Below are 9,106 nucleotides of genomic sequence, written 5' to 3' on the forward strand. Positions count from 1 at the left end.
TTGCGAATTGTAATCCAAACGTCTGGACCGAAAATCGTACATACTTAAGTTCCCGTGTCATCTGCCGAGGAACCCGAGTGTCGTCTACGGATTGCAGCAATGACTGGATAGCTCCAGACAATCAGAGTCACCACACCAAGCGTCCCTGAAATCGGACGGTTGAAGAAGTTGATGTAGTTGCCGTTCGCTTTAATGATCGAAGACATGAAGTTCTGCTCGACCACCTGCCCCAAGACGAGTCCGAGAATGAGCGGCGCCGCGGGATACTCATTTTCCTGCATGATCCAGACGACGAGGCCGATGACCAGCACAACCCACAACTCAAATATATTGTTACTAACGGCATAGGTCCCGTAGATGCACAGCAATAGGATCAGTGGGTAAAGGATCTGCTCACGGACAGAAATGACGAACCGGCCAAGATAGATGGAGGCGATGCCAAGCGGGATCAAAATGATATTTGCCAGCAAGAAGATGATGTAGATCGCGTTGACCATGTCAGCCGAATTGACGAAGACAAGCGGTCCCGGTTGTATTCCCTTGAGGATCAGCACACCGACGACGATAGCCGTAATCGAATCTCCTGGAATGCCAAAAACCAAAGTTGGCACATAAGAGCCAGACAAAGCAGCGTTATTTGCTGAAGCCGCCCCCGCCACGCCTTCGGAAGACCCCTTGCCGAATAGCTTCGGTTCACGGGCGAAGCGTTTCGATACCGCATAAGTCACCCAAGCCGCAATGTCGGCCCCGGCGCCTGGCAAAGCACCGACGAGAGTGCCAATCACGCCACCGCGGGCGATATGTTTACGCTCGCGCCAGAGCGATGCCGCGCTCGGATATGGCCGACCCGTAATTTTAATCGAAGCATCAAGGCTGCTACCATCGAAACTTGAGGCTTTTCGGAAAATTTCGGCCAACGCGAAGGCGCCGATCATCACCGGAATGAATCCAATACCTCCTTGGAGGTTCATGTTCCCGAACGTGTACCGCTGGGTTCCGGTGACGAAATCAAGGCCGACGACGGACAGAAATAGACCCAGCATCAGCGAGATCCAGCCTTTGAGCGCGTCATCGCCTGCCACCAGAGTGGCGCAGGACAGACCAAGCAATGCGAGCCAGAAATACTCGTAGCTCGAGAAGTTCATAGCAAAATCTGCGAGGAACGGCGCGCCGAACATCAAAACGACCGTGCCCATGATGCCGCCGATGGCAGAGGACATCACAGACATCCCAAGCGCATCGCCGAGACGGCCAGAGCGCGTTAAGTCATTCATGTCGCTAGTATACGCAGCAGATGCAGGCGTCCCAGGGATACGCAGGAAGGCGGCGGGAATGTCGCCCGCGAACATAGCCATACCTGAGCAGGTAATGATCGTGGCGAGGGCGGCGACCGGCGAAAGCGTAAATGCCACAGGCACCAGCAATGCTACGGCCATGGTCGCACTAAGCCCCGGAATCATGCCAACGAAGAGCCCAAACATGGCCGAGACGAGCATTGTCACGAGCACATCGACCTGCATCACGAGGGCAAGCCCATCAAGAAAACCCGTCATCCGATCATCTCCTCTAGAATGCCCTGTGGCAATGGTATTCCGAGCAGGTGACTGAACAGGAGTGAGACAACCAACCCAGCTGCGACTCCTACAATCGCTGCGGTGAGCGGCTTGACTCCGTAGAGTAGACAATGCGCGGTCACGATGACAACCGCCATAATCATCGACCCAAGCACCGGTGCAAGTACTGCATAGGCGATGATAGCCACCGGAATGAAGGCGATCAGCGCCATCTGCCGCGGTGATGAAATCCATGCAGGCATCGCAACGTCCCCTGCGTTACGCCAGCCGCGCAACGCGATCAGGCCGCCCAAGACGGCCATGATGCTTCCAATGATCGTCGGAAGAAGTTTTGGGGAGGCCGCGCCTGCCGAAACGTGAAAGCCTTGTGCCAGCAATGCAATGGTGACGCCAAAGATTGCAAAGGCCAGGCCCGTCCAGAAGTCGGGCAGGCGCATTGTACTACTCCTTGCGCTGGGCGATGCCCAGATCGTTCATGATTGTACCAACCTGAGTGTATTGCTCGGTCAGAAACTGTCCGAAGCCCGCTGTATCAAGAACGCGGATGCCAAATCCTTTATCGTTCATGAACTTCACGAAGTCTTCAGAGCTGGCCACCTTGACGACAGCATCGCTGAGTTTCTTCTGGATGTCCGCAGGAAGCTTCTGAGGTCCAACCACCCCACGCCAGGTGCCACCGCTGAACGCTACGCCCGTTGCTTCTTCGGCAGTCGGTACATCCGGAAACGCTGCGATGCGCTTTTCGGCAAACACGGTCAGCGGCTTTGTCTTCCCCGCCTGCATCATCGCGATGCCTTCAGGTAGCGAAGACAAAACGACATTTGAGCCCCCTGCCGCCAGTTCCTGGAAACCAGGTGCAGCACCTTGCGACGGCACGAGCGTAACCGAAAGCGGATCGACCCCATTTGCTTTCAAGAACCCGGCAAATGCCAGGTGGTAGGCTGCGCCTGTGCTCGTGCCGGTCACGGTGTAGGTGCCGGTCGGCTTCGACTTGATATCCGCGAGAGCGGATTTGACATCCTTCCAGTCACCAGACGTCGATACGTGGAAGGCGCCAGAGTCAAAGTTCACAAGAGCGATTGGATTGAAATCTGTTGCCTTGTACTGGCTCTGGCCAGCCCAATAGAAGCTTGCGAGCTCAGCTGTCGCGAAGCCCAACGTATAGCCGTCAGGTTTAGTCGACAGCATTTCCGAATGGCCGATGACGGAACCGCCGCCGGGCTTGTTGACGACGTTGACCGAAACACCGAGTTCCTTCTCCAAACCACCGGCCAGAAGGCGTGCAATCGCATCCGTACCGCCGCCAGCGGCCCAAGGAACGATGAGCGTAATTGCTTTCTCCGGATATTCCGCAACAACTGTACCTGCGGATACGCCAAGGACGGCGGCCGATATTATCAGTGATTTAAGCAATGGCATTGGTTTCTCCTCCTCTATGCCTTGGTCTATTCGATCAGCTTCGCGACCTTCATTTTCTCCGTCGTGAACTGGATCGTATCGAGCATCGCGCGCTCGGCGGCCGTTGGATCATGAAGCCGTATGGCTTCAAGAACCGCCAGGTGATTGCTAAGATTGGCGCGAAAATTTTCCATATGGTTGGCGGTGACCCCGAACAGCACCCCGAGGATGCTATCAATCGCACTATCGAACGCCTGCAGGATCGGGTTGCCGGTTGCCTTCAGTATGGCGAGATGGAACTCACGGTCGGCTAGTACCGCTGCCTCCGCGTCGCCACGAAGGGCTGCGTCCTCCATTCGTGCGTAGGCAGTCTCGATGTCGATGATTTGCAACCGCGTCGCTCGTTTCGCCACAAGAGCGGCGGACGCCGGCTCGAAGACCCGTCGTGCCTCATCTATCGCCTCAAGAATGCCCGGTGTCATGACCTTGCTGTCCATTAACCAGCGGAGCACATCTCGGCTGAGCGTATTCCACTCCGAGCGATTGGTGACGGTCGTTCCACGGCGGGGAGCTGTCGTGACCATGCCGAGACCGGCCAGTGTCGAGACCGCTTCGCGCACCGAAGACCGTCCCACGGAGTATAGCTCCATCAGTTCGGTCTCGGTCGGTATTGTCTGTCCGGTTGTGAGACGACCGGCGGCAATATCGGCGCCCAGCCGATCAAGAACATTATCCGAGCGACGTATCCGTGCGGTTACGGACATATCAGACGTATCCTCCCATTTATGAGATGATTTTTCACATTCATCTGATGATTGTCAACTTCATTCGTGTTAGCGTTCGTTATCGGCGGAAATGAGGGAGGGGCGGACGAACGCCCATGTCTCAACTTTTCGTTCGTTTTTGGCTTCATCAATTGTCGTCGGGGTCGCACTGAAGCACTCGACCCGACAGCATCAAGGAGGAAATCATGGAAGATCTGACCCCGGAGCAGATGGATGCGGAAGCTATCCGCCGAATGCCGTATCAGAAGCCGCAACCTGAGGGCATGCTCCCTGACTTGGTCGTTCCGGACGCAATTCCCAAAGATGATCGCATCTGGGTGCCGCAGTCTGAAAACGTCTGGTTCCGCCCGCTTTGTCTGAATCGCTCCGCCGGCTACTGGATGAACTTGCTTAAGGTCCGCAAATCCGGCGTGCTCAGCCGACATCGTCATCCAGGCCCGGTTCACGCGCTTGTATTGAAGGGAAGCTGGCGCTACCTCGAACATGACTGGGTCGCGACAGAAGGTTCGTATGCATTCGAACCCCCGGGCGAGATCCATACGCTGGTAGTCGACGAGGGCGTCGAGGAGATGATCACTTATTTCCAAGTAAACGGTTGCATGTATTACGTTGACCCGTGGGGTAACAACAACGGCTACGAGGACGTCTTCACCAAGATCGACATGTGCCGAGCACATTACGAGTCCGTTGGGCTGGGACGCGACTATGTTGAGCAGTTCATTCGCTGATCAGTCTTCTGGCCTGTCCATTCCTGGCCCTGCAAGGTCTCGGATGGCCGGTCCTTTCATCGACGCATTCTGTCTTCATTGCACGAGAAATTACCATGACATTCCAAACGGATCTCTTCTCCGGAAAGGTCGCCCTCGTCACCGGCGCCACCACGGGCATTGGCGCAGCAATTGCCACCCATTTAGCCGAATTGGGGGCGACCGTGGTTGCCGCGGGGCTAGGAGCCGACAAGTTTGAGGGCAGGCCGGAGCTAAAACTGTCAGCACAGGAACTGGACGTATGCGATCAAGCTGCCGTCACATCTCTGGTTGAGGGCCTCGATCGTATCGATATCGTCGTCAACTGCGCAGGCGTGATCCGACGCGCGGAAGAGCATCAGCTCGACGTCTTCGAAAAGGTATTGTCGATCAACCTGACGGGAACGATGCGCGTCTGCACGGCTGCAAGATCCAGACTTGCAGCCTCCGGCGGAAGCATCGTTAACACAGCGTCGATGCTGTCCTTTTTTGGTGGCGGTCTGGTTCCTGCATATAGTGCCAGTAAAGGCGGAGTTGCTCAGCTGACGAAGTCCCTTGCGATTGCCTATGCAGCGGAAAAGATCCGAGTAAACGCGGTCGCCCCAGGCTGGATCGCAACTCCTTTGACCCAGGCACTGCAGGATGATGCCGCTCGCTCGAAACCCATTATCGACAGAACGCCCCTAGCAAGATGGGGCCGACCGGAGGATATCGCAGGCGCTGTTGCATTTCTGAGCAGCCCCGCAGCATCCTTCGTTACCGGCGTGGTCTTGCCGATAGACGGCGGATATCTGATTAGCTGACGTGAGTGCACCACCGCCTAAGGTATGCGAGTCAACACCTTCCCGTGACGGTTCGGTTCAGCCGGCACATTCAGCATCGAGCGGGCCGCTATCCCAGGTGTCAATGCACGACACCTAAGTTGCGAAGCGCCATGACGTCACCGGTCAGGCTGTGCGGGGTCTCTCGTTCCGACACAAGGATTCGCTGAGGGCAGGAGTGGCCCTCGATCGTTTCCGGCGTTACCCTTCGAGCCTTTATCACAGCATCCTGAGATAGGATCGTCAGTAGACTGGCAACGGGGGTCGTTGCTGTCAAAGGTGTTATGCAGCGGTGCTTCCGTAGTGCTCTAAATTGCTCTCTCATTCAGTCAGAAATTTCGATCGAGCGAATAGTCGCAACCAGGAACATCACTGGGATTCCGAACTCCAACACCTCCTCTATCACGCCCAGCAAGAAGACAGTGTGATCGCTGAATGAAATACCGAACGGTGCAAGCTTCCGGTCCAATCCATCAATGGACTTGGAAACAACGGCAAGGCCGATCGCCGCGAGGATGCTCCATGCCCAAACGGCGCGGCGTCTAAAGCCAGAGAGAAGCTCGGGGCCGTTTCGAACGATTAGCCTAATTGCGACCGTCGCCACGAATACAAGTACCAAGACGCCGAAGATGCGCTCGACGGGTTGCGCTATGTTCGTCAGGTAGAGGTTACTCTTAAGCATACCAACGCTGGTCAGTCGCTTGTCGAGGTCCAATTCGCGTCCCATCATCAAAAGCATGACGGCTGCAACCTGCCAGTCCCGCCGCCATGTATCTCCGGTGCGAGTCCACAACCAGACCATTGTGGCGTACGCGTAGAGCAGCGCAGTTGAAATTTCGAGGGCACCGCTTTCCTTTGCCAAAGCTTCAGTAAAACCGTTACTCGCGAGGTCTACAGCGAACAGAACAGCAGCGCCCACGAGCGCGATTGTGAGCAGATGCCACGGACGGGATGTTACTGCATAGGATTGTCGAATAGACATTTCGGTTCTCGAAATTTTTGATTTTTCAGGTCCTACAGGAAGCGGGGTCGGTAACACGGCCTGCACACAGCCGCAATAATGGATTATTAGGTTATGGAATACGCGCTCGCGAGCGACTGTTGGAGACGTTCTCCAGGCTTGACTTTGCCCGCAGCGCCAATGTTACGGTCGATGACACCGACAGATTCCTGTCGGACCGGTGCACTGACATTAAGCTTTCATACTTGCGGCTCCGGCGCTACGCTAGACGAAAGCTAAGCAGTTCCGGTGGTCGTTTCTCGCTGAATATGTGCTTTAACAGAAAAACTTGCCTTTTTACTCCTTGCCAGATGAAAACAGTGAGATGGCAGCGCACAGGATTCATGATCAGTTGGCAATATGATGCTATCAGTCAGCAGCGTGCAGTTAGCCGTAGATCTGAAGCAGCCGGGTGGAGAGCAGTGTCAAGCTGTAAAAGGCGGCATCCTGCCGCCTTCAATCATGCCTTGTTAGGTTCAATAAGGCGAAACGCAATGAGCTCGATACCCTACACGCGGAACGTACGTGTTGTCGGAGGCCCGGTAGGTCCGGTAGCGGTTCGCACACCAGGACTGATGACTATTACCGGCATATGCTGGACGCGACGGGCTAGCTAGAGCACCGCCTATTATTGCACCAGCTGCCAACCCACCTATAATTGCGCCAGCGTCGTTGCGATGATGACGGCGGTAGTGCCGACCGTAGTGTCGATCACCGCGGTGGTGGCGGTAATGGTGACGGTGTCCGCGATGATGCCTGAATTGATGGCGTCGATGATGCCGGTGATTCCGAAATTGGACTTGCTCGACGTCACTGACCTTCGGAGCTGTGACTGAGGGTAACGGCATCGCCGAAACGGAACCTAGCGACGTCAAAGTTAACATAACCGAGATCGACAGGGCAGAGAAAGCTTTCGTTATTTTACGCATTGGTGTCTCCTCATGTAAGAAATCAAAATGCATAGATGAGGACATGTGTTCCACGAAGGCGGCATGAAGGTTAATCGATATGTGCAAAGGGCAGCACTTGCTGGCAACCCGCACTGCGCGAGTAGTAACGCGAGGAGCTATTCGTCAGTGTCGGCCTGGCACGCCTGCGCACAAAAGCGCTCTTCTATGCGGGCACGAAGATCGCTGCAGGGCATCTGTTTCGTCAGTACGCTGCATACCAATCTCACGGCTAGTTGATTCGGAACGATGATCGGCGCGACGAGTTCTTTGTGCAGGCGGACCGTTAAACGACCGACGATGGACTTCCCCGGCGACGCGACCGGGTAGCAATTCGAGCGACGTGCGCTACCGCTGATATAGGAGGATCTTATCTGTTCGACATCAGACAAGATTTCCGGCAAAGCAAATGAGCTGACAGGTAAGGCGAAGGAAGCGGTCGGCGATGCCACCGATAACCGTAGCATGCAGGCAAAAGGTGCAGCTCAGGAAGCCAAGGGTGACGCCCAGCAAGCGAAGGGCGAAGCCAAAGACGCCGTGAAAAACGTAGTCGATAAGGCATAACGGCTTTCATAACATTTTTGACGAACTGGCCCGCTCTCGAGCGGGCTTTCTTGTTTCTATACCGCCTGCCTCTACTCCAAAGACCTGCTCGAGCCTTGCCCTCCGTTCTCGTGAGAGTGACGCGATCGCTATATATTGCAACGAATGTTGCATCTCGCAGGTTATGTTGTCCGCTTTGGCTCCCAAAGCAGCTCGATCACTACGATTGAATTTGCCTCATCGGTTCGCGCCAAAAACTTTGTGGCAGACACGTGATCGAACGGTTATCTTAGACCCGTAAAGAACCCTTCGATGTGTCTTGCAACGTCATCAGGAGCTTCTTCGGCCATGTGGTGCCCGCTTAATATCCCCTGTTTCATGACAATCTTGTCACTCCATTCCTCCCAAGGATCTGCCGGGTCGCCGTAGAGGCTCTCCATGTCGTCGTGGACAGACCAAAGCACACCTAATGGACACTGCAGTCGCCGGCCGGCTCCCTTGTCGCGTTTGTCGTCGTCATAATCGAACTCGAGCCCTGCTCGATAATCCGCCAGCATGCCGCGCACGACTTTCGAGCTTCGCGTAGCGGAGAGGTAGTCCCGGTTGTTCTCCTGACCAACAGCTGCTTCGGGAGGATACCAAAGGTCAGGATGCGCTTCGATCGCTGCTTCGGCTTTCTCGCTTTGCGCAAAGAAGAACCAATGCCACCAGTTCTTTGCAAACCGCCAATCCGCACGGTTCAAAACCTCATAGATTGGAATGCCATCCATGACGACTAACCCCGCTACGCTTTCAGGGAAGTCCATCGCCAGTCGAAAGGCGCGATACGACCCACGGTCATGACCCGCGACACCAAACCTGTCATATTCGAGCTCCAACATACATTCATGTAGTGCCGCGGCCTTTGCCTTTCCCGAGCTAGCCGCGACGGTTTCAGGCTGATAGCTCCCTCCAAAACCTGGCATATCGGCACAGACAACGGTAAAATTCCGCGCAAGTTGAGGAGCAACCTTGAACCAGGTGGTGTGCGTCCTCGGGTGTCCATGTAGAAGAAGGATGGGAAAGCCCGACCCGCCAAACCGGACACGAATATCGCCTTGTGATGTCGTCACAAGCCTTTCAGTGAAACCCTCAAAAAACTCCGCCATCGTTAACCCTTTAATCGGTCTGATCTATGTCGTTGCGGGGTAAGAGCTACTACTGGATATTCCCTTCCCGAATGCGGGTTGAGACCACTTGCGGACTTCGTCGAGTTTAGAGGATCCCAGCAGGCTTACACGAGGACATAAGCT

General features: G+C 55.3%; 11 protein-coding genes. 3 read left to right on the top strand and 8 right to left on the bottom strand.

Translation table 11 applies throughout. The features are described 5' to 3' along the window. Positions 1 to 44: 44 nt before the first annotated feature. Genes AC0JZ8_RS03270 through AC0JZ8_RS03285 form a run of 4 tightly spaced genes read right to left on the bottom strand, consistent with a single transcriptional unit; the run spans position 45 to position 3,736 of the window. Complete coding sequence (locus AC0JZ8_RS03270) at positions 45 to 1,553, bottom strand: tripartite tricarboxylate transporter permease (RefSeq protein WP_471891751.1); 1,509 nt, start codon at positions 1,551 to 1,553, stop codon at positions 45 to 47. Further along, positions 1,550 to 2,011 carry a tripartite tricarboxylate transporter TctB family protein gene (locus AC0JZ8_RS03275; protein WP_325265675.1) on the bottom strand — a complete coding sequence of 154 codons (462 nt, stop codon included), beginning with the start codon at positions 2,009 to 2,011 and terminating at the stop codon, positions 1,550 to 1,552. Before AC0JZ8_RS03275 ends, AC0JZ8_RS03270 begins: the two co-directional genes overlap by 4 nt. Before the next feature lie 4 nt (positions 2,012 to 2,015). Next, on the bottom strand, positions 2,016 to 2,993 hold the full coding sequence (locus AC0JZ8_RS03280) for a tripartite tricarboxylate transporter substrate binding protein (RefSeq protein ID WP_471891752.1): 978 nt from the start codon (positions 2,991 to 2,993) through the stop codon (positions 2,016 to 2,018). 26 nt (positions 2,994 to 3,019) lie between these two features. Then, complete coding sequence (locus AC0JZ8_RS03285) at positions 3,020 to 3,736, bottom strand: FadR/GntR family transcriptional regulator (RefSeq protein WP_471891753.1); 717 nt, start codon at positions 3,734 to 3,736, stop codon at positions 3,020 to 3,022. Positions 3,737 to 3,942: 206 nt separating this feature from the next. On the opposite strand from AC0JZ8_RS03285, the gene AC0JZ8_RS03290 reads away from it, so the two are divergent. Continuing rightward, entirely contained in the window at positions 3,943 to 4,485 is a 543-nt protein-coding gene (locus tag AC0JZ8_RS03290; protein WP_471891754.1) for a 2,4'-dihydroxyacetophenone dioxygenase family protein, read from the top strand. Between the two features lie 95 nt (positions 4,486 to 4,580). Further along, complete coding sequence (locus tag AC0JZ8_RS03295; protein WP_471891755.1) at positions 4,581 to 5,306, top strand: SDR family NAD(P)-dependent oxidoreductase; 726 nt, start codon at positions 4,581 to 4,583, stop codon at positions 5,304 to 5,306. Positions 5,307 to 5,649: 343 nt separating this feature from the next. Here the strand turns inward: AC0JZ8_RS03295 and AC0JZ8_RS03300 are convergent, their stop codons facing one another. From AC0JZ8_RS03300 to AC0JZ8_RS03310, 3 genes are all read right to left on the bottom strand, one after another. Continuing rightward, a complete protein-coding gene (locus tag AC0JZ8_RS03300; RefSeq protein ID WP_471891756.1) occupies positions 5,650 to 6,306 on the bottom strand; it encodes a hypothetical protein in 657 nt (218 codons plus the stop codon). Positions 6,307 to 6,800: 494 nt separating this feature from the next. Then, positions 6,801 to 6,971, bottom strand: coding sequence for a BA14K family protein (locus AC0JZ8_RS03305; RefSeq protein WP_471891757.1), 171 nt, complete (start codon positions 6,969 to 6,971; stop codon positions 6,801 to 6,803). Positions 6,972 to 6,976: 5 nt separating this feature from the next. Beyond that, on the bottom strand, positions 6,977 to 7,138 hold the full coding sequence (locus tag AC0JZ8_RS03310; RefSeq protein ID WP_471891758.1) for a hypothetical protein: 162 nt from the start codon (positions 7,136 to 7,138) through the stop codon (positions 6,977 to 6,979). 505 nt (positions 7,139 to 7,643) lie between these two features. Between AC0JZ8_RS03310 and AC0JZ8_RS03315 the strand changes: the two genes are divergently transcribed. After that, positions 7,644 to 7,835 carry a CsbD family protein gene (locus AC0JZ8_RS03315; RefSeq protein ID WP_471891781.1) on the top strand — a complete coding sequence of 64 codons (192 nt, stop codon included), beginning with the start codon at positions 7,644 to 7,646 and terminating at the stop codon, positions 7,833 to 7,835. Between the two features lie 263 nt (positions 7,836 to 8,098). On the opposite strand, the gene AC0JZ8_RS03320 is transcribed toward AC0JZ8_RS03315, so the two are convergent. Then, positions 8,099 to 8,962 (bottom strand): alpha/beta fold hydrolase, encoded by an 864-nt coding sequence (locus tag AC0JZ8_RS03320; RefSeq protein ID WP_471891759.1) that lies wholly within the window; start codon positions 8,960 to 8,962, stop codon positions 8,099 to 8,101. Positions 8,963 to 9,106: the final 144 nt, after the last annotated feature.

This window comes from Velazquezella soli, assembly GCF_977018685.1.